Source organism: Humidesulfovibrio sp. (genome assembly GCF_035560995.1).
Classification (GTDB): Bacteria; Desulfobacterota; Desulfovibrionia; order Desulfovibrionales; family Desulfovibrionaceae; genus Humidesulfovibrio.
Genome location: NZ_DATMYK010000086.1, coordinates 1 through 19,310 on the forward strand (window position 1 = coordinate 1; position 19,310 = coordinate 19,310).

Annotated in this window: 17 protein-coding genes and 1 pseudogene; 13 read left to right on the plus strand and 5 right to left on the minus strand. The window is 68.2% G+C overall.

All coding sequences use genetic code 11. The annotated features are described in order from the left end of the window. Window positions 1-658, plus strand: a pseudogene (locus tag VN419_RS03185) (deoxyribodipyrimidine photolyase); the annotation flags it as partial. 474 nt (window positions 659-1,132) lie between these two features. On the opposite strand, the gene VN419_RS03190 reads toward VN419_RS03185, so the two are convergent. After that, window positions 1,133-2,476: a glutamine synthetase family protein gene (locus VN419_RS03190; RefSeq protein ID WP_325644370.1), complete on the minus strand. Its 1,344-nt coding sequence runs from the start codon at window positions 2,474-2,476 to the stop codon at window positions 1,133-1,135. Between the two features lie 299 nt (window positions 2,477-2,775). Here VN419_RS03190 and mtgA point away from each other — a divergent pair, with 299 nt between their 5' ends. Genes mtgA through VN419_RS03210 form a run of 4 tightly spaced genes read left to right on the plus strand, consistent with a single transcriptional unit; the run spans window position 2,776 to window position 6,407 of the window. Next, window positions 2,776-3,669, plus strand: coding sequence for a monofunctional biosynthetic peptidoglycan transglycosylase (mtgA, locus tag VN419_RS03195; protein WP_325644372.1), 894 nt, complete (start codon window positions 2,776-2,778; stop codon window positions 3,667-3,669). Between the two features lie 24 nt (window positions 3,670-3,693). Then, complete coding sequence (locus VN419_RS03200; protein WP_325644374.1) at window positions 3,694-4,137, plus strand: DMT family transporter; 444 nt, start codon at window positions 3,694-3,696, stop codon at window positions 4,135-4,137. A gap of 15 nt (window positions 4,138-4,152) precedes the next feature. Further along, a complete protein-coding gene (locus VN419_RS03205) occupies window positions 4,153-5,052 on the plus strand; it encodes a UbiA-like polyprenyltransferase (RefSeq protein ID WP_325644376.1) in 900 nt (299 codons plus the stop codon). Window positions 5,053-5,087: 35 nt separating this feature from the next. Further along, complete coding sequence (locus tag VN419_RS03210; RefSeq protein WP_325644378.1) at window positions 5,088-6,407, plus strand: mechanosensitive ion channel family protein; 1,320 nt, start codon at window positions 5,088-5,090, stop codon at window positions 6,405-6,407. 143 nt (window positions 6,408-6,550) lie between these two features. On the opposite strand, the gene VN419_RS03215 is transcribed toward VN419_RS03210, so the two are convergent. Together VN419_RS03215 and VN419_RS03220 are read right to left on the minus strand one after the other, a co-directional pair. Continuing rightward, entirely contained in the window at window positions 6,551-6,781 is a 231-nt protein-coding gene (locus VN419_RS03215) for a ferredoxin (RefSeq protein WP_325644380.1), read from the minus strand. 39 nt (window positions 6,782-6,820) lie between these two features. Then, window positions 6,821-7,834, minus strand: coding sequence for a DUF933 domain-containing protein (locus tag VN419_RS03220; protein ID WP_325644382.1), 1,014 nt, complete (start codon window positions 7,832-7,834; stop codon window positions 6,821-6,823). Between the two features lie 214 nt (window positions 7,835-8,048). Here VN419_RS03220 and aroL point away from each other — a divergent pair, with 214 nt between their 5' ends. The 8 genes from aroL to aroC all read left to right on the plus strand — a co-directional run bounded on the left by aroL (window position 8,049) and on the right by aroC (window position 15,746). Further along, a complete protein-coding gene (gene aroL / locus VN419_RS03225; protein ID WP_325644384.1) occupies window positions 8,049-8,612 on the plus strand; it encodes a shikimate kinase AroL in 564 nt (187 codons plus the stop codon). 74 nt (window positions 8,613-8,686) lie between these two features. Then, window positions 8,687-9,337 carry a GAK system XXXCH domain-containing protein gene (locus tag VN419_RS03230; RefSeq protein WP_325644386.1) on the plus strand — a complete coding sequence of 217 codons (651 nt, stop codon included), beginning with the start codon at window positions 8,687-8,689 and terminating at the stop codon, window positions 9,335-9,337. 66 nt (window positions 9,338-9,403) lie between these two features. Continuing rightward, on the plus strand, window positions 9,404-10,570 hold the full coding sequence (locus VN419_RS03235; RefSeq protein WP_325644388.1) for a hypothetical protein: 1,167 nt from the start codon (window positions 9,404-9,406) through the stop codon (window positions 10,568-10,570). Window positions 10,571-10,593: 23 nt separating this feature from the next. Beyond that, complete coding sequence (locus VN419_RS03240) at window positions 10,594-10,866, plus strand: amphi-Trp domain-containing protein (RefSeq protein WP_325644389.1); 273 nt, start codon at window positions 10,594-10,596, stop codon at window positions 10,864-10,866. Window position 10,867: 1 nt separating this feature from the next. Next, window positions 10,868-12,523, plus strand: coding sequence for a PhoU domain-containing protein (locus VN419_RS03245; RefSeq protein ID WP_325644391.1), 1,656 nt, complete (start codon window positions 10,868-10,870; stop codon window positions 12,521-12,523). Window positions 12,524-12,543: 20 nt separating this feature from the next. Next, entirely contained in the window at window positions 12,544-13,476 is a 933-nt protein-coding gene (locus VN419_RS03250) for a GAK system ATP-grasp enzyme (RefSeq protein ID WP_325644393.1), read from the plus strand. Next, window positions 13,473-14,672, plus strand: coding sequence for an HprK-related kinase B (locus VN419_RS03255; RefSeq protein ID WP_325644395.1), 1,200 nt, complete (start codon window positions 13,473-13,475; stop codon window positions 14,670-14,672). Before VN419_RS03250 ends, VN419_RS03255 begins: the two co-directional genes overlap by 4 nt. Before the next feature lie 15 nt (window positions 14,673-14,687). Beyond that, window positions 14,688-15,746, plus strand: a complete 1,059-nt coding sequence (gene aroC / locus VN419_RS03260) for a chorismate synthase (protein WP_325644397.1) — start codon at window positions 14,688-14,690, stop codon at window positions 15,744-15,746. A gap of 130 nt (window positions 15,747-15,876) precedes the next feature. On the opposite strand, the gene VN419_RS03265 is transcribed toward aroC, so the two are convergent. Next, window positions 15,877-16,878 (minus strand): phosphotransferase, encoded by a 1,002-nt coding sequence (locus tag VN419_RS03265; protein WP_325644399.1) that lies wholly within the window; start codon window positions 16,876-16,878, stop codon window positions 15,877-15,879. Between the two features lie 73 nt (window positions 16,879-16,951). After that, window positions 16,952-19,303, minus strand: a complete 2,352-nt coding sequence (metE, locus tag VN419_RS03270) for a 5-methyltetrahydropteroyltriglutamate--homocysteine S-methyltransferase (RefSeq protein WP_325644401.1) — start codon at window positions 19,301-19,303, stop codon at window positions 16,952-16,954. Window positions 19,304-19,310 lie beyond the last annotated feature (7 nt).

The following is a 19,310-nucleotide window of genomic DNA, read 5'->3' on the forward strand; positions in this document are numbered from 1 at the left end:
GCGCTACGCCGATGACCGCAACACGCCGCTTACGCCCGCGTCCTCGCTGCTCTCGCCTTACTTGCATTTCGGCCAGCTTTCGGCCCAGCGCGTGGCCCTCTCCGTTTTGGCCGCCACGCGCACACCGCAGGAGGCCCGCGAGGCCTTTCTCGAACAGCTCATCGTGCGGCGCGAGCTGGCCGAGAATTTCTGCCTGTACACGCCAGACTACGACACCATAGACGCCTTCCCGGCCTGGGCGCGCGCCACCCAGGCCAAGCACCAGGATGACCCGCGTCCTTTCCTGGCCAGCGAGGCCCAGCTGGACAGCGCCGCCACGCCAGATCCCCTGTGGAACGCCGCCCAACGCCAGCTCCTCGCCACCGGGCACATGCACGGCTGGCTGCGCATGTACTGGGCCAAGCAGATCCTGCTCTGGTCGCCGGATGCCGAAACCGCCCTGGCCCGCGTATTGCGTCTGAATGATTCCCTGTCCCTGGATGGGCGCGACGTGAACGGTTACGCCGGGGCCGCCTGGAGCATCGGAGGCGTGCACGACCGCCCCTGGCCCGAACGCGCCGTGTTCGGCACTGTCCGCTCCATGACCGCTTCCGGCGCGGCGAAGAAGTTCGACGTGAAGGCCTTTGTGGACCGCTGGACCCGGCCCAGGCTGATGTAAGAGGGAAGACAAGGGGCGCCGCCCCTTGACCCCGCTGGGGCGCTGCCCCAGACCCCGCCAGAGGGCACAAGGCCCTCTGGACTCCCGTTGCCGCCGAGTGAGCAGCCCAGCCAGAGGACTGGCCGGGCTGCTCACTCGGCGGAGTGGTTCAGGGCGTGGGAGGTTGGTGCGGGAGGAACGGCGGCCCTTGGTTTCCCGCCATGCTCCGAGGCGGAACCAGCCAAGCTGGGCTCCGCGAATCCTCCCTCTGACAGCTTGAGGAACAGGCCAGTTTTAGGGATAACTGGCCGTGTAGTTGCATTTTGCAACCAATTTGGGCGGAGCCCCTCACCTTCCCGCCCCTCCTCCGCAAACGAAAGGGCTTGGACCGGGTTTTACCCGGTCCAAGCCCTTTCGTTTGCCCCGCGGGTCCAGGGGGTGCATACCCCCTGGCGGGGCCTGGGGCAGAGCCCCAGATCTTACATTCTCTTTCTGCTACAGCATCGGCAGATAGCGGTCGATCTCGTACTGCGTCACCTGTGTGCGGTAGCGGTCCCACTCCATGATCTTGTTCTCGTAGAGCTTGGTGAAGATGTGCTCGCCCAGGGTTTCGCGCACCAGGGAGCTCTGGCGCATCTCCTCGGCGGCCTCGAACAGGCTGCCGGGCAGGGAGGTGATGCCGTGCTTGTCCAGGGTGGGCTGGTCCATGTGGAAGATGTCGGCCTCGACGGGCTCGGGCAGTTCGTAGTTCTGCTCCATGCCCTTCAGTCCCGCGGCCAGCATGACGGCGAAGGTCAGGTAGGGATTGGCGGCCGGGTCCGGGCAGCGCAGCTCCATGCGGGTGGCGGCCTCCTTGCCGGGCTTGTACATGGGCACGCGCACCAGGGCGGAGCGGTTGCGGCGCGCCCAGGCCACGTACACCGGAGCCTCGTAGCCGGGCACCAGGCGCTTGTAGCTGTTCACCCACTGGTTGGTGACGCAGGCGAACTCGCGGGCGTGCTTCAGGATGCCGGCGATGTAGCTCTTGCCGTCGGGCGAGAGGTGGTACTTGTCCGAGGGGTCGAAGAACAGGTTCTTGCCGTTCTTGAACAGGGACTGGTGCACGTGCATGCCCGAGCCGTTCTGGCCGTGGATGGGCTTGGGCATGAAGGTGGCGTAGGCCCCGTGCTTGCGGGCGACCTCTTTGACCACCACGCGGTAGGTCATGGTGATGTCGGCCATTTTCAGGGCCTCGGCGTAGCGCATGTCGATCTCATGCTGGCCCGGGGCCACCTCGTGGTGGCTGTACTCGATGGAGATGCCCATTTTTTCCAGGGCGAAGATGATGTCGCGGCGGATGTTGTTGCCGAGGTCGAGCGGCGGGGCGTCGAAGTAGCCGCCCAGGTCCATGGGAATGGGGGTGCGGTCGTTGGTGAAGAGGAAGAACTCCAGCTCCGGGCCGCAGTAGTAGGTATAGCCTTTTTCGGCGCACTTGCGCAGCACGCGGCGCAGGCAGTAGCGGCTGTCGGCCGCGTAGGGCTGGCCGTCGGGGGTGTGGATGTCGCAGAACATGCGCGCCACCGGGCGTTCGCTGGGCCGCCAGGCCAGCACCTGGAAGGTGGTGGGGTCGGGCATGGCGATCATGTCCGATTCCTCCACGCGGGCGAAGCCCAGGATGGACGAGCCGTCGAAGCCCATGCCTTCCTCGAACGCGGCCTCAAGCTCGCGCGGGGTCACCTGGAAGCTTTTCAGGGTGCCCAGGATGTCCACAAACCAGAACTGGACGAAGCTGATGTCGTATTCCTTGACGGCCTTGAGCACGTCGTCGGCGTTTCTGCAATTAAAGATCGGGGTGTCCATGGATTGGCCTCCTTGGAGAGCGGTTGGTGCGGCGCGAGGGCGCGCGGCGTGAAATGCGGCCTGCGTGTTGCGGGGTATCCCCAGGCTTTCTTGATTCTAGCCGCGCTGCACAAATCTGTAAAGCATTGCGAGGCCGGAGCGCCCCGTTGGCGACAAAAGCGTCGTATGGCATCGCGGCTCCGCTGCCCGCCAGGCCCCCTCAAAGCATGGACGCCCGGCCCTTTTGCGGCTAAACAGAGCAGGCTTTCCCCATGGTGAGCGACCCAATGGCGAGCATCCATGGAAACAAAGGAGCGGCTGTGCGCAGGCGGATCATCAAACTGGCGGTTCTTGTCCTCGTGGCGGGCCTGGCCTACCTGGCCTCGTTCTTCGTGTACCCAGACGTGGGCGAGCTGGCCAAGAAGAACCCCGGCAAGACGGCCTTCATGGAATGGCGCGAGGCCCAATGGGCCGAGAAGGGCGAAAAGAAGAAGATCACCCAGCGCTGGGTGCCCATAAGTCAGGTGTCGCCCCTGCTCATCAAGGCCGTGCTCATCGGCGAGGACGACAAGTTCTACCAGCATGAGGGCTTCGACTACGAGGCCCTTGAGGCCGCCTTTGAGAAGAACCTCAAGCAGGGCCGTTTCGCCGTGGGCGCCAGCACCATCAGCCAGCAGCTGACCAAGAACCTGTTCCTTTCGCCGGAGAAGAGCCTGACCAGAAAGGCCAAGGAGGCCATCCTCACCTGGCGCATGGAGCACACGCTGTCCAAGCGGCGCATTCTGGAGCTTTACGTCAACGTGGCCGAATGGGGCGACGGCATCTTCGGCATCGAGGCGGCCAGCCGCCACTATTTCCACAAGTCGGCCAGCGCGCTCACCAGCATGGAGGCCGCGCGCCTGGCGTCCGTGCTGCCCAACCCCATCCGCTTCAGCGCCGTGGGCGATCAGAAGTACGTCACCTTCCGGGCGAACCTCATCCACTCCATCATGGTGCGGCGCGGCGTGGCCGTGGAGGGCTTCCAGGAGGTCATGGACGGCAAGGACGAGGCTCCGGCCGCCGCGGGCGAGACCCAGCCCGGCGGCAACGCCTCGGCCGCGTCCGGGGCCAATGGCGGCGCCGGTCCGGAAGCAATGCCGGCCGCCAATGCGCCCGAAGCCGCGCCCGCAACGCCCTCGGCCCCGGCATCGGAAGCCGCCCCGGCCAAGCCCTAGCCCCTTGAGAAAAGGAGACCACCGATGCGTCCGATGATCATGCTCACCGCCCTCGTGGCCGGGGCCCTCATGCCCGTGCAGGCCGGGGTCAACGCGCGCCTGCGCGAGTACCTGGGCGATCCCATCATGGCCTCCCTGGTGAGCTTCTGCGTGGGCACCGTGGCCCTGCTCGGCTTCATCCTGGTCACGCGCGCGCCCCTGCCCAGCCTGGCCATGGCCTCGGCCGCGCCGTTGTGGTCCTGGTTCGGCGGGGCCCTGGGCGCGTTCTTCGTGGCCGTCACCGTCATCCTGGCCTTCAAGCTCGGGGCAACCGGCCTCATGGCCTGGATCATCGCCGGGCAGCTCATCGCCTCGATCCTGCTCGACCACACCGGGGCCCTGGGTTTCGCCGTGCGCGAGGTTTCCTGGCAGCGCCTGGCAGGCGTGGCGCTCCTGCTCGGCGGGGCCGTGCTCGTCAACGAATATTAGGGGATACGCAACGATATGAGCCTGCTGCGCGATACCGCGGCCGTGTGCCGCATGATCAAGATCGAGCACTCGGTGTTCGCCCTGCCCTTCGCCTTCACCGGGGCCTTCTTGGCTCAGGGCGCGGGACAGGGCTGGGCCGTGCCCTCCTGGCGCGTGCTGCTGCCGCTGACCATCGCCATGGTGGCCGTGCGCTCCTTCGCCATGGGCTACAACCGCCTTGCCGACCTGGACATCGACCGCCTGAACCCGCGCACGCAAGGGCGGCCCCTGGTGACGGGCGAGCTTTCCACCACCTTCACCAAGCGCTTTCTCTTCGTCTGCGCCGTCATCTTCACCGCCGCCTGCGCGGCCATGAACGGCACCTGCCTGCTGCTCTCGCCCGTGGCCCTGGCCTGGAGCGCCTTCTACAGCCACACCAAGCGCTTCACGCCCCTGTGCCACTTCGCCCTGGGCAGCGTGCTGGGCCTGGCCCCCATCGCCGGCTGGCTGGCCGTTTCACCCACGCACCTGGGTTTCCCGGCCGTGATCCTGTTCTTCGCCGTCAGCCTCTGGGTGGCCGGGTTCGACATCCTTTACGCCTGCCAGGACGCGGACTTCGACCGCTCGCAGAGGCTCTTTTCCCTGCCCGCGCACCTGGGCGTGCCGCGCGCGCTGTTCAACGCCGCCGCCACCCACGCCGCCGCCGCCGTGCTGTTCCCCATGGCCGGGGCCGTGGCGGGCCTGGGCCTCTTGTTCCTCGTGGTCACGCTGGTCATCGGCGGCGTGCTGGTATGGGAACACAAGCTCATCAGCGCCGATGACCTCTCGCGCATCAACGTGGCCTTCTTTACCCTGAACGGAGTCATCGCGGTGTTCGTGTTCCTGGGCGCCTGGGCCGACCTGGCCCTGGGCTCGCCCTGGTTCTTCTTCCGCTAACTCCCGCCGCGGCCGTTGGCCGCAAGGAGCCGTCCATGGCTGAGATTGTCTTTTCCGGCGACCCTGGCGAATGGGCCGAACGCGCCCTGGAGTGGGTGCAGCAGCACCTGACCAGCAAGGCGGCACTGTTGCAGGCTTTGCTTGTCCTTGGCCTGTGCGCGGCCGCCTGGGGCTTTTGCCGGGCCCTTGGCCTTGGCCGCAGGCCCCACACCCCGGACACGGGCTGGAAGGCCGACGCCTTGGTCGCCCCGCTCTTGCGCGAGTTCCGCCTCTGCGCCTGGGCGGGCGTTTCCGGCCTGCTGCTGCTCTTCGCCGATGCCGTGGCCCGGCACTCGCACCTGCCGCACCAGGTGCTGTCCATCGCCACCGCCGCCGCCCTGGCCTGGGTGGTGGCCCACGTGGCCGGAGCGCTCATCAAAAGCCGCTTCCTGGGCCGCGTGGTGGCCTGGATCATCTGGCTCTTCGCCGTCACCCACGCCCTGGGCATCTTCGACGTGGTCACCGATTTCCTGGACGACCTGGCCCTGGAAGTGGGCCGCACGCGCATTTCGCTCCTGCTCATCATGAAGGGTCTGGCGCTGTTCGTGGTGCTCATCCAGGCCGCGCGGCTGGCCTCTGGCATTCTGGACGACCGCCTGCGCAAGGCCGAAGGCATCTCGCCCTCGGCCAGCGCGCTGTTCACCAAGGGCACGCGTTTCGGCCTGTACGCCCTGGCCGTCACCATCACCCTGTCCACCGTGGGCGTGGACCTGACAAGCCTGACCGTCTTCTCCGGCGCGGTGGGCGTGGGCATCGGCTTCGGTCTGCAGAAGATCTTCTCCAACCTCGTCAGCGGCGTCATTCTGCTGGTGGACAAGTCCCTGAAGCCCGGCGACGTCATCGACATGAGCGGGGTGCAGGGGCGCATCGCCCAGATCAACGCGCGCTACACCGCCGTGGAGACCCTGGACGGCAAGGCGCACCTCATCCCCAACGAAAGCCTCATCGGCAACCCCGTGGTCAACCTGAGCTACAGCAACTCGCGCCTGCTGCTGCGCGCGGAGGTCGGCACCTCCTACGCGGGCGACCCGCGCCAGGCCATGGCGCTCATGGAACAGGCCGCGCTTTCCGTGCCGCGCGTGCTTAAGGATCCCGCGCCGCGCGCCGTCCTTACCGCTTTCGGCGATTCCAGCATCAACCTCGCCGTGGGCTTCTGGATCGAAGACCCGCACAACGGCACCGGCAACGTGCGCGGCGAAGTGCTCCTGGCCATCTGGGACGCCTTCAAACAGGCCGATGTCGAGATTCCCTTCCCGCAGCATGAGGTGCGCGTTGTGGCTGGCGGCAGCGGCGGAGCGGACGGCGCGTCCCAATAGCTCCCGCCGCAAATGAAAGCGCCCGGGCCGAGTGGAACTCGGCCCGGGCGCTTTCATTTGCCCTGCGGGTCCAGGGGGTGCATGCCCCCTGGCGGGGTCCGGGGCGGAGCCCCAGCGGAATTCAAGGGGCGTCGCCCCGGCTTCTAGTAGTCTTCCTCTTCCCAGCCCTCGGCGCTTATGCAGCGCTTGGGACACAGGGCGATGGCCTCGCGCACCTCGTCGTGGGTGGCCTTTTGCCGCGTCAGGTAGGGTCGCTCCAGGTCGCCGTCCCAGCCGAAGACTTCCGGGCAGATCTCGGAGCAGCCGGAGCAGGCGTTGCAGCGCGAGAGGTCGAGCAGAACGTCGTGCAGTTCGTCCGTATTGTTCGGGGCCATGCGGAACCTCCCTTGTGGGCGGGCCGAGTGAAGGCGGGCCTACACGTTGAAACGGAACTCGATGATATCGCCGTCCTGTACGATATAATCCTTGCCTTCCAGGCGGGCAAGGCCGAGCTCCTTGGCTTTCTTGAAGTCGCCCGCGCGCAGGAAGTCCTGATAGCCGATGACCTCGGCGCGAATGAAGCCCTTCTGGAAATCGGTGTGGATGACGCCTGCGGCTTCCGGGGCGGTGGAGCCCACGCGCACCGGCCAGGAGCGCACTTCCTTGTCGCCCGCGGTGAGGAAGCTCATGAGGCCGAGCAGCTTGTAGGTACGGCTGATGACCTTGTCCAGGGCGGACTCGGTCAGGCCCAGGTCGGTCAGGAACATGGCGCGTTCCTCGGGGTCCACAATGGCGGCGAGTTCACGTTCCAGGCGGGCGGAGACGCTCATGTGCATCTGGCCCAGGCCGTCGGCGGGCACCTCGAAGGAGTCCATGGCCGTTTCGGCCACGTTCCACACGTAGAGGATGGGCTTGGCGGTGAGGAAGCGGTAGCCGCGCATGGAGGGCTCCTCGCACAGGGCGGGGTCCACGCGCAGAGGCTTTTCGTCCTCCAGCAGGGCGCGGGCCTTGGCCAGGCACTCCTCTTCCTTGTTGTCCACCAGGCTGGCGTTCTTGCGCTTGTCGCTGGCCATGCGTTCCTGGCGTTTTTCGATGACGGCCAGGTCGCTCACCAGGAGGTCGGCCTCCACCGCGCCGTACTGCTGCTTGGGGTCGGACAGTCCGGTGAAGGCGTCGAGGGTGCACAGCAGGCAGTCGTACGGGCGGATGTCGTTCAGCACGCGTTCGCCCAGGCCGTGGCCCTTGCCGCCGCCGCCGGGCACGTCGAGGTATTCGATCTCCGAGAGGGTGATCTTCTTGGGAGTGAAGAGCTTGATGAGCGGGTCCAGGCGGGGTTCGGGCACCTTGACCATGGCGCGGTTTCCGGCCGTGGCGGCCTTTTCGCCCGCAAGGGCGGCGAACATATCGGTCTTGCCGGAGCCGGAGAAGCCAAAAATCGCGGTTTTCATTGATATTCCTTACGTGTGCAGGGCGTGTGTTGTGGGGCGCTGGCCGCCCGCGAGGCGCGCATTCTAGGCGCAAGCGCCCGCTTATGCAAGGCTGGGTGCAGGGGCTCGCCTTCAGGCCCAGCCCCGGGAAAACAGGGGGTGCGGCGTTTGTCTCCGGTCCTGATTTGCCGTAGGGTGACAAAGCACGGAAGAACAGCGGCGCAGGAGGCTTGGCATGTCGGGCGAACGGAACATCTATCTCATCGGCGCGCGCGCCAGCGGCAAAACGACCCTGGGCAAGAAGCTGGCGGCAAGGCTGAAGCGGCCCTTTGTGGACACGGACCGCCGGGTGCGGCTGCTGACCGGCAAGAGCGTGGCCGAGCTGGTGGACGCGGGCGGCTGGGAGGCCTTCCGCGACGCGGAGAGCCATGTGCTGGAGGACGTGGCCGTGTTCTCCGGCCAGGTGGTGTCCTGCGGCGGGGGCATGGTGCTGCGCCAGGAGAACCGCGAGCACCTGGCGCGCGGCATCGTGCTGTATTTGAAGGCCTCGGTGGAGACCCTGGCCGGGCGGCTCAAGCGCGCTCCCCTGGAATCCCAGCGGCCTTCACTCACGGGAGGCGGCGTGGTGGACGAACTGCGCGAGGTGCTGGCCGAACGCGGGGCCATCTATCTTTCCTGCGCCCACGCGGTGCTCCCGGCCGAGGCCCCCCTGGAGGAGCTGGTCACCCAGGCCCTGGCCGAGATTGAGCGCCTGGGCGGCATACGGCCCGCTGTTGCCGGGCGCGGCCGAATTTCGTAGCATGCAGGATCTTGGTCCAGGCGCGGCGCGGGCCGCGCGGGCATAACGTTTGCGCTGCGGCGCGGAGGCGAGGCATGGGCTCCTGGAAGCTTGAGACGGACATGGACGCGGGCGCGCTGCCGGGCTTTTTGCGGCGGCTGGCCGAGGCCATGGAAAAGGGCGCGGCCGCACCGGGAGAAGGCGAGCTGTCAGGCCTGCCGACGCTTGAGGGCCGGGACGGCCTGCGCAAGCTGGTGCTGGTGGCCGAGCACAAGGACGGCGGCCTCCGGCTGAGGCTCAAGGCCAAGCGCGGCCACGAGCTGCGCGTGCCTTCCAGCACGGCGCAAGCGCGGCCCTCTCATGCGGAGGCCCACCCGGCGGCAAAGCCCGCACCGGCCAGGGGCGGCGAGGCCCAGGCCAAGGCGCGGGAGAAGTACCGCCAGCTCAAGAAGCTCATGCAGGCGGACTACAAGACCCTGCGCGCGTCGGCCCAGGCCGGGGCCATGCCTGCCCAGGACGCGCTGGAGTCCTTCCTGGCCCTTGGCGAATCCATGGTGGAAATGCCCCAGCCGCTGAAAGACGCAAACGGGCCGGAGGCCAGGGAGCTGGCCCGCGCCAACGCTGCTTTTCTTGAGGACGCGCGGGCCCTGCGCCGGGCCGTAAGCGCCCGCGACGCGGCGGCCTTCGCCGAGGTGCTGGAGCGGCTGGAGCGGCGCAAAAGCGCCTGCCACGCGCAGTTCAAATAGCCTTTACAGCACACGCAACGCCTGGCGCGGCCCACGGGCCGCGCACCAGGAAAGCCAGGAGCCAGGATGAAACGCGAGCAGCCTTGCCAATGTGCGCCTACGCCCGAAGCGCCCGCCCCGGAGATGTTGACCCCGGAGGTCACGGAGTTTGACGAGCGGCTCTTCGCGGCCCTCATCGACACCCGGCTGGATGCGGCGGCGCAAGCGCGCATCCTTACGCCCGGCGCGGTGCAGCCCGCCCAGGACTCCGTGCTGGCCGTGCACTGGCACCCGGAGCACGTGCCCATGGGGCTCATCAAGCAGCGCATCGAGGCCAGCTATCCGGCGGCGCGCAAAAGCCTCATCATCCCCACCCAGCACAACGAGCTCATGGAATACGGGCCGTACACCGGGGTGGAGGTGGACTGCTACTCGCGCGGGTTCAACCAGAAGGTGCAGCTGCTGCTGCACTTCCGCACCGAGAAACTGAGCGACGCCCATGTGCTGAAAAGCATGCTGGCGCACACCCACGCCTACCGCTCCAGCCAGCTCTTCGACTATCTGACCACCGTGACCCGGCCCGACGAGGAGCGCCTGGCCCAGGCCGCGCGCGAGTCCGGCTCGGACGAGGACGTGGTGGCCGCCGCCCGCGCCTGCTGCCTGAAGCTTGAGGCCCTGCTGGAGCGCCACGCGGGCAGCATGCCGGTGGACGCCATCAAGAACAAGCTGGTGCGCAACTTCGTGGACGGCCTGCGGCCCCAGCTGGGCCACGGCCTGGCCAACCGCGTGCAGGTGTTCCTCAAAGAGGTCAAGGCCGTGGTCAAGGCCCAGTTTCCGCTCACCTATTTCTACCGCACCACGGAATTCATCGAGGAAGCGCGCAGCCTGGGCGGCGGGGTGGTCATCCCCCACCCGGAGCAGTTCTGGCCCATCCTTCTGGCGGGCTACGACGTGGACGGCTACGAGGTGTGGAACCCGCAGTCGCAGCGCTACACGGAGTTCCTCATCTCCGTCTTGTACGAGAACAACCGCAGGCGCGGCAACGGCGAGCGCCGCATGCTGGTGTTCATGGGCGACGACACCCACATGGGCGAGAAGACCCTGCCCGTGAGCGGCGGCGATTCGTCCAAGGCCCGGCGCGAGATAGGCCTGCAGCCCGCCTGGGACGACCTGTCCATCGGCAAGAAGCTCATAGTGGCGGACATGGACCGCGTGCGGATCATCGAGGAATACGGCGCCCGGCTGGACGGCTAGGCGCAAGGGAACAAGGGGGGCTCATGGGCTACGACCAGAAGTTCGTGTTCGAATCCATGCAGGACGCCGAGAGCATCCGCAAGTATCTTGAGGCCGTCATGGAAGGCCTGCGCAAGGGGCGTCTCGTCGTGGCCGCCGGACAGGAGGAGTTCACCCTCCAGCCCGCGGAGCTTCTGACCTTCACGGTCAAGGCCAGAAAGCGCGGCGGCTCGGGCCGCTTGGCCCTGACCATCTCCTGGCGCTGCCCGGAGGAGGACGCGCCCAAGGCCGGCGAAACCTTGAAGATAGAGGCCTAGCATGAACGGTCTGGAAGGCTTGGAGGAGAACTTCCGCTTCCTGGTGCTCGAAGTCACCAGCCAGATGAGCGAGACCCGCTCCTTTGTGGATTCGCCCACCCACGAGCTGTACGACAAGGTCGTCTCGCGCGACGACTACATCGACAACCTCAAGAACATCGTGGAGGACAAGTGCTATTCCCGCATCCACAGCGGGCGCGGCCTGTCCAAGCGCGACATCGACCGCATCCGGGGTTTGCAGATCATCTCGGCCAACCTGGAGCGCATCGCGGACTACTGTGTGAACATAGCGGGGCAGATGCGCTACCTGAAGGACCTCTCGGTCCTGGTGCGCAACAACCCCGGTCCGCTCTTCGACATCATCGAGGAAGGCCTCTCGCGCATCCTTGAGGTGCGTTCCCGCGCAGAAGTGGCTGGAGCCTTAAGCATCTGCCGGGCGGAGTTCGACCTGGACCGCCTGTACAAGGAGGCCTTCGACGCGCTTATGGACGAGCTGCGCCAGGGGCGCGACGTGCAGAACGGCGTCACCGCCATCTTCATCTTCCGCTACCTGGAGCGCATCGGCGATTCGCTCCTGAACATCGGCGAGGCGCTGCTCTTTTCCGTCATCGGCGAGAAGATCAAGATCGAGCAGTTCCAGGCCCTGCAGCAAACCCTGTCCAAGACCGGCTTCGAGGGCGACCTGGACGACATCGACTTCCGCTCCATCTGGGGCACGCGCTCCGGCTGCCGCATCGGCCGGGTGAGCACCAAGGACGCCCCGGCGGATGCGCCCCTGGACCCGGCCCAGGGAGGCATCTTCAAGGAGGGCAACCTCAAGAAGATCCGCCGCGAGCGCGAGAACCTGGAGCTGTGGGCCCGCGTTTCCCCGGGCACCGGGCCGCGCATCTTCAGCTACCATGAGGAAGGCGACAGCGCCTCCATGCTGGTGGAGTTCCTGCCCGGCTGCACCTGGACCGAGGTGGTGCTGACCGCGGCCGAGGACATCCTGGAGGACGCCATCTTCGTGTTCGAGCAGACCGTGGGCGATATCTGGCGTTCAACCCTCGAGCTTGGCGAGGCTCCGCTGGACGCCATGGGCCAGTTGAAGGACCGCATGGCCGCCGTGCGCCACGTGCACCCGGACTTCTTCCGCCCGGCGCGCAGCCTGGGCCCGGTGGCCATCGCAAGCACCGAGGAGCTCATCACCCAGTGCCAGGGCATAGAGGCGTCTTTGCGCGCGCCCATGACCGTGCTGCTGCACGGCGACTTCAACGCCAACAACATCGTCTTCGACCAGGCCGCGCCGCGCGTGCACTACGTGGACCTGCACCGCACCAGACGCGGGGACTTCGTGCAGGACGCCTCGGTGTTTCTGGTGTCCTTCTTCCGCATGCCCATCTTCGAGCCCACCTTGCGGCGGCGCATCAACCACATGATCGCCTCGTTCTACGACTACTCGCGCGATTTCGCGGACGACATCGGCGACGGCACCTGGCAGGCGCGGCTGGCCCTCGGCCTTGCGCGCTCGCTGACCACCAGCACGCGCTTCGAGCTGAACTACGACTTCGCGCGGGAAATGTTCCTGCGCGCCCACTACCTCATGGAGGGCCTGGCCGCCCACCAGGGCAAACCCTGGGAGGACTACCGCCTGCCCAGGCCCATCCTGTTCCATTAGCCATGGGAAAGGACAAGACAATGCGCATGGCAGTCGTGGGCATACACGGGGGCTGGTCGTCGGAGGCCCTGGCCGACGCCGTGGGCCTGGCGACCGGGGAACGCATCCTGGTGGACCTGGATCAGGCGCGGCTTGACCTTCCTGGCGGGACGGGGGCGCGGCCAAGCCTCGTCTGCCCGGACCAGCACGGCAGGCCGGTGGACCTCTGCGCGCTGGACGCCCTGTGCATCAAGAAGGTGGCCAAGGGCTACGCTCCGCAGATGATCGACCGGCTGGAGATGCTGCGCGTGCCCGCCGCGCGCGGGGTGCGCTGCTTCTCCGAGCCGGAACGCATTCTGCGGCTGGTGGACCGCCTGGCCTGCACCGTGACCCTGGCGAACGCGGGCATGCCCCTGCCGCCCACCACCATCACCGAGGACCCGGCCCAGGCGCTGGACGCCGTGCGCGCCTACGGCCGTGCGGTGCTGAAACCGCTGTTCACCTCCAAGGCGCGCGGCATGGCGCTCCTGGACGCCGAGGCCCTAGACGCGGCCGAGCTCTTGCGCGCCCTGCAGGGCTTCCAGGCCCAGAACCCGGTGATGTACATCCAGCAGGCCCTGGATCTGCGCGGCCAAGACCTGGGCGTGTGCTTCCTGGGGGGCGAGTACCTGGGCACCTACGCCCGCAGGAAGGAGCCCGGCTCCTCCACCACGGAGGGCGGCTGGAGCACCAGCACCGCCAGCGGCGGCCGCTACGCGCCCTTTGATCCGCCCCTGGAGATCATCGACCTGGCGCGGCGCGCGGGCGAAGCCTTCGGCCTCAGCTTCACCTGCGTGGACGTGGCGCTGACGGCGGACGGCCCGTTCATCTTCGAGGTCTCGGCCTTTGGCGGGTTCCGGGGCCTCATGGCCGCGCGCGGCATCGACGTGGCCGCGGCCTTCACCGCCCATGCCCTGCGGGAGCTGGCCCGGTGAGCCCGGCCGAGCCGCCGCGCTTCGAGGCCCTGGCCGGGGCCTATGCCGCGCGCGCGGCCGCGCCCTTTGCCCTGGCCCTGCGCCTGGAGGAGCTGACCCTTTCGCTGCGCAGTAATTCCCTGGCGGTCATCGAGGACCTGCGCGCGTATTTCGCGCCCTTCGTGACCCAGGATGCCGCCCCGGCGGACCTGGACTTTCTGTTCCTGGACGGACCCGTGGAGGAGCCGCCCGTGCCCCTGGCCACGCGCCCGCACCTGCCGGGCAAGAAGCCGGACAAGGAGCGCACGGCCGAGTTGCCCGGAACCCACTGCGGCGGCAGGCTGGTGCGCAAGCAGGCCACGGGCATGCTCTTTCTCTTCGGCGGCGGGACGGACACAGCCGCTCGAAATAGCGCCGCCCCAAATATCGCAGCCCCAAATATCGCAGTTGGCCCGTGCGCGGCAAACCGCAACCAGCTGGTGAACTTCCTCTGCGCCCGGTACATGGAGCGCCGCGTGGCCGCAGGCTGGGTGCTGGGCCATGCCAGCGGCGTGGTGCAAGGGGACAAGGCCCTGGCCCTGTGCGGTTTCGCGGGCATGGGCAAAAGCACCCTGGCCCTGCATCTGGTGGCGCGCGGGCTCGATTTTCTGAGCAACGACCGCGTGCTGGTGGAGCCCGCCGCCCACGCTGAAAACGGCACGCCCGTGCTGCACGGCATCCCCAAGCACCCCAGGCTGAACCCGGGCACGGCCCTGGGCAACCCGGAGCTGGCCCCGCTCTTGTCCTGCGCGCTGCCTGCCTCCTTTCGCGCCGTCTACGCGGACATGCCCGCCGAGGCCCTGTTCGGCGTGGAGGACAAGTACGACGCCATCATCGACGATTGTTTCGGCGTTGAAACGTCCCTGGAAGGCGCGAAGCGTTCCCGCTTCCGGCTGGCCGCGCCCCTTGCCGGGGTGGTGGTGCTCAACTGGCGGCACACGGCCGGGCCGGGCGAGCCCATGCGCGCCGCGCGCGTGGACCTGGCACAACGCCCGGACCTGCTGGAGGCCTTGCGCAAACCGCCGGGTGCGTTTTATCTGCCAGGGGCGCTTGAAACCGCGCGGCTCACCGCCGCGGACTGCCTGCGGGCCCTTTCGGGCGTGCCCGCGCTGGAGCTGTGCGGCGGCTCGCACTTCGCGGCCGGGACAGCGGCCTGCCTGGAATTTCTGGACCATTAGCACAAGGACGGGACCATGAGCGGCAACACCTTCGGCACCCTTTTCCGGCTCAGCACCTTTGGCGAGTCCCATGGCGCGGGCCTGGGCGGCGTGCTGGACGGCTGCCCGCCGGGCCTGCCCATGAGCGAGGAGATCATCCAGCGCGAGCTGGACCGGCGCAAGCCCGGCCAGGGCGGCCTGGCGACCACGGCCCGCAAGGAGTCCGACACGGTGCGCCTGCTTTCCGGCGTGTTCGAGGGCGCGACCACGGGCACGCCCATCGGCTTCATCGTCATGAATGAGGACCAGCGCTCGCGCGACTACTCGGCCATCATGGACGTGTACCGGCCCGGCCACGCGGACCTGGGCTACGAGGCCAAGTTCGGCCGGCGCGACTACCGCGGCGGCGGGCGTTCCTCCGGGCGGGAGACCGTGTCCCGCGTGGCGGGGGGGGCTATTGCCCAGGAGTTTTTGCGCGCGCAGGGCATCTCCGTCAGCGCGGCCACGGTGGAACTAGGCGGCATCGAAGCCAAGGGCCGCGATTTTGTCGGAGCCCTTGAACGGCCGTTCTTCAGCGCGGATGCGGACATGGTGCCAATCTGGGAGGAGCGCGTGCGTGCGGTGAAGGGCGCGGGCGACACCCTGGGCGGCGTGGTGGAGCTGCGCGCCACCGGCGTGCCCGCGGGCCTGGGCGAGCCGGTGTTCGACAAGCTGGACGCGCGGCTGGCCTACGCCCTCATGGGCGTGGGCGCGGTGAAGGGCGTGGAGGTGGGCGCGGGCTTCGCGGCGGCGCGGCTGACCGGCAGCGAGAACAACGACCCCATGACCCCGGACGGCTTCCTGTCCAACAACGCGGGCGGCATTCTGGGCGGCATGGCCAGCGGGCAGGAGCTCATCGTGCGCGTGGCGGTGAAGCCCATCCCGTCCATCGCCAAGCCGCAGCAGACCGTGGACAGCAAAGGCCAGGCGCGCAGCATCACCATCGGCGGACGGCACGACATCTGCGCCATCCCGCGCATCGTGCCCGTGCTCAAGGCCATGGCCCTGCTGACCCTGGCGGATTTCGTGCTCTTGCAGCGCCGCGTGGGGCGCTAGCCGGGGATTGCGCCCTTCAACGCCTTCTCTTCAAATGAAGCAGCGGGGACCCGGCACTGAGCCGCGTCCCCGCTGTTTTCGTTCTGATGGCCTGACTCCGGCCCCGGTTGAGGCGCCGTGGCGTTCGCTTCTAGCCGCCGCACCACAGCTCGGCCAGATTCTCCTGTTCTTCCAGCAGGATGTCCAGGTAGTCCAGCTCCATGTCCAAAAGCTCGTCGTCCTTCTTGCGCAGCCATTCCGAGAGCCAGCCCAGGCGCGTGACCATGACGAAGAGCGGCAAAAGGCCCAGCTCCGGGCCGGGCATGCCGCCCTTGCGCAGTTCGCGCATCAGTCCCATGACAAAGCCCCGCGCCAGGCCGGAAGGGTGCTCGAAGCCTGCGCAGCCCACGCAGTTGGCGATGTCGTACAGCCTGGGCCGCGCGCCCGCGAACTCCCAGTCGATGAGCGCCCGCAGGGGCTTGGCCGGGCCGGAGCCCCAGATGACGTTCAGGGGATGCAGGTCGCCGTGGGCCAGGGCGCTGGGCACGGCCCCAAGCACGGCGGCCAGCTCGGACAGCGCCTCGCGCACGGGAGCCAGGCGCTCCACAATCTGCGGGGCGTGGCGCGTGATGGCTGAAAAGAGGTCGTCGCGGAAGGAGGCCAGGGCCGCCTGGGGCGCGGAAAGCAGGGCGGGCAGGGCCCGGCCCGCGCGCTGCAGGGCCAAAATGCCCCGGGCGATGGCCTCGCCGCGCCAGCCGTCGTCCAGATAGCCCGGCCTGGGCAGCTCCTGCCCGTCGACAAAGGGCGAAAGCATCCAATTGCCGCACAGGCCCTCTTCTTCGCAGGCGAGCACAAAGCGTTTTTCGCCGCCGTCTTCTCCTGCGGTCCGTTCCACCGGGCGGTAGGCCGGGATGAGCGCGCACAGGTCGCGGTCCTGGGCCAGGTCGGCCAGCAGGCGGCCAAGGGCCTCGCGCCGGGGGGCCTGCTCCTGGGGGATGCGCTCCAGCATCCAGGGGCGGCCGCCCGCGTCCTCCACGGCGAAGCGCTCGATGCAGCGCTCCGGGCTGCCGGGCAGCGGGTGTTCCGGGGCTTGGCGGCCAGGAATCAGGCCGAAACGCGGCAGCAGGGCCAGGATGTCGGGCATGTCGGGCATGGGGGGCCTCCTTCGGGGAGTGCCCGGCGCGGGCAGGGCCGTCTTGGCCGCGCGCCGCGCCGGGTCGATTGTCTTACGCTTGTGTCGGTTCCTGCCGCGCCAGCTCAAGCCGGGCCAGGCGCGCGGCCTCGACCATGTTTGTCAGGCTGGCCAGGGTCTCCGGCCAGGCGCGGGTCTTGAGCCCGCAGTCCGGGTTCACCCACAGGCGCTCCGGCGGAACAACCTCCGCCGCGCGGCGCAAAAGGCCCAGCATTTCGCTCGTGCCGGGCACGCGCGGACTGTGGATGTCCCACACGCCAGGACCTATCTCATTCGGATACATGAAACGGCGGAAGGCGTCGAGCAGCTCCATGCGGCTGCGGCTGGCCTCGATGCTGATGACGTCGGCGTCGAGAGCCGCGATCCAGTCCACGATCTCGTTGAACTCGCAGTAGCACATGTGGGTGTGGATCTGCGTTTCCGGCCTGGCCGCGCCCACGGCCAGACGGAAGGCGTCCACGGCCCAGCGCAGGTAGGCGTCCCAGGCCGCGCGGCGCAGGGGCAGGCCCTCGCGCAGGGCGGGCTCGTCGATCTGGATGGCCTTGATGCCCGCGGCCTCAAGGTCGGTCACCTCGTCGCGCAGGGCCAGGGCTATCTGGCGGCAGGTGTCGGCCCTGGGCTGGTCGTCGCGCACGAAGCTCCAGCACAAGATGGTCACCGGGCCGGTGAGCATGCCCTTCATGGGTTTGGCGGTGAGCGACTGGGCGAAGCGCGACCATTCCACGGTCATGGCCCTGGATCTGCTCACGTCGCCGTAGATCACCGGCGGCTTGACGCAGCGCGAGCCGTAGCTTTGCACCCAGCCGTTCCGGGTGAAGCAGAATCCGGAGAGCTGCTCGCCGAAGTACTCCACCATGTCGTTTCGTTCCGGCTCGCCGTGCACAAGCATGTCCAGCCCCAGGCGCTCCTGGGTGGCCACGGTGTCGCGGATGGTGTCCTTGAGGAAGGCCTCGTAGGCCTGGGGCGAAAGCTCGCCCTTCTTGAGCTTGGCGCGGGCCTGGCGCACTTCCTTGGTCTGCGGGAAGGAGCCGATGGTGGTGGTGGGCAGAAGCGGCAGGCGGAGTGCGGCCTTTTGCGCCGTGGCGCGTTCGGCATAGGGCAGCGCACGGGAGAGCATTTCCGGCGTGGCCGAGGCCATGCGTGCGGCCACGGCGGGGTTGTTCAAGAGCGGGCTTGCGCGCCGCGCGTCGCGGATGCGCCGGTTCTCGGCCAGCCAGTCCGCACAGGACAGGCCCCGGCTGCGGTCCAGGCCGCCCGCGCAGTCGGCCAGTTTGCGCACCTCGCCGCACTTTTCCAGGGCAAAGGCCATCCACTGGCGGATTTCCGGGTTGAGCGCCGTCTCGGCCTCCAGGTCCACCGGGCAATGCAGCAGCGAGCATGAGGGCGCGGCCATGACGCGCTCCGCGCCCAGCACGGACACTGCGCGATCGAGCAACCCCAGAGCGTGCTCGGCGTCCACCCGCCAGATGTTGCGGCCGTCCACCACGCCAAGGGACAGGGCCGTGCCCGGCGCAAGGTGGGCGAAGGTCCCTTCCAGTTGCTCCGGCGCGCGCGCCAGGTCCAGGTGCAGGGCGCCCAGCTCCAGGCCGGAGAATACGTCCACGTTCTGGGCCACGGTGCCGAAGTACGTGGCCAGCATGACCTTGGCCGGCTTGGCCGCCTGGATGAGCCGGGCGATGGCCGCCCGGAATCTGCGCGGCAGCCCCTGGGGCAGGTCCAGGGCCAGCACGGGCTCGTCCAGCTGTATCCAGTCCGCCCCGCCGGTGCGCGGGTCGGCCAGCTGGCCCAGCAGCTGGGCGTAGGCCTCGGTGAGGGCGGGCAGGAGCTCGAAGCGGTCGAAGCCGGGCTCCACGGATTTGCTCAGGTGCAGGAAGGTGCAGGGGCCGGGCAGCACCACCTTGGTGCGGAAGCCCGCGGCCTGGGCCTCGGCCAACTGCTCCAGCAGGCCGAGGGCGTTTGGGGCGAATTTCTGGCCCTGGGCCAGCTCCGGCACCAGGTAGTGGTAGTTGGTGTCGAACCATTTGGTCATTTCCATGGCCCCGGCGTCGCCCCCGGCGCCATTGCCCGAGCCGCCGCCGCGGGCCATGCGGAAGTACAGGTCCAGATCCGCGGGACTGTCCGCCGGGCCGAAGCGCCGTGGCGTGATGCCCAGGCGCACGGCCATGTCCAGCATGTGGTCGTACAGGGAGAAATCGCCCACGGGCACGATGTCTATGCCCGCCTGGACCTGCGCGGCCCAGTGGCGCAGGCGCAAAGACCGCGCGGTCTCCAGCAGGGCGGCGCGTCCCGATTCGCGTATCGGGTCGCCTGCCCAGAAGGACTCCAGCGCGGTTTTGAGTTCGCGGGCCCGGCCCATGCGGGGAAAGCCCAAGGTGTGCGTCAGCATGTAAGAC

Bases quoted from the DNA above. Each gene is read 5' to 3' on its own strand.
- VN419_RS03190 (WP_325644370.1), bottom strand. From the start codon at position 2,476: ATGGACACCCCGATCTTTAATTGCAGAAACGCCGACGACGTGCTCAAG.
- VN419_RS03200 (WP_325644374.1), top strand. From the start codon at position 3,694: ATGCGTCCGATGATCATGCTCACCGCCCTCGTGGCCGGGGCCCTCATG.
- VN419_RS03205 (WP_325644376.1), top strand. From the start codon at position 4,153: ATGAGCCTGCTGCGCGATACCGCGGCCGTGTGCCGCATGATCAAGATC.
- VN419_RS03210 (WP_325644378.1), top strand. From the start codon at position 5,088: ATGGCTGAGATTGTCTTTTCCGGCGACCCTGGCGAATGGGCCGAACGC.
- VN419_RS03215 (WP_325644380.1), bottom strand. From the start codon at position 6,781: ATGGCCCCGAACAATACGGACGAACTGCACGACGTTCTGCTCGACCTC.
- VN419_RS03220 (WP_325644382.1), bottom strand. From the start codon at position 7,834: ATGAAAACCGCGATTTTTGGCTTCTCCGGCTCCGGCAAGACCGATATG.
- aroL (WP_325644384.1), top strand. From the start codon at position 8,049: ATGTCGGGCGAACGGAACATCTATCTCATCGGCGCGCGCGCCAGCGGC.
- VN419_RS03230 (WP_325644386.1), top strand. From the start codon at position 8,687: ATGGGCTCCTGGAAGCTTGAGACGGACATGGACGCGGGCGCGCTGCCG.
- VN419_RS03235 (WP_325644388.1), top strand. From the start codon at position 9,404: ATGAAACGCGAGCAGCCTTGCCAATGTGCGCCTACGCCCGAAGCGCCC.
- VN419_RS03240 (WP_325644389.1), top strand. From the start codon at position 10,594: ATGGGCTACGACCAGAAGTTCGTGTTCGAATCCATGCAGGACGCCGAG.
- VN419_RS03245 (WP_325644391.1), top strand. From the start codon at position 10,868: ATGAACGGTCTGGAAGGCTTGGAGGAGAACTTCCGCTTCCTGGTGCTC.
- VN419_RS03250 (WP_325644393.1), top strand. From the start codon at position 12,544: ATGCGCATGGCAGTCGTGGGCATACACGGGGGCTGGTCGTCGGAGGCC.
- aroC (WP_325644397.1), top strand. From the start codon at position 14,688: ATGAGCGGCAACACCTTCGGCACCCTTTTCCGGCTCAGCACCTTTGGC.
- VN419_RS03265 (WP_325644399.1), bottom strand. From the start codon at position 16,878: ATGCCCGACATGCCCGACATCCTGGCCCTGCTGCCGCGTTTCGGCCTG.
- metE (WP_325644401.1), bottom strand. From the start codon at position 19,303: ATGCTGACGCACACCTTGGGCTTTCCCCGCATGGGCCGGGCCCGCGAA.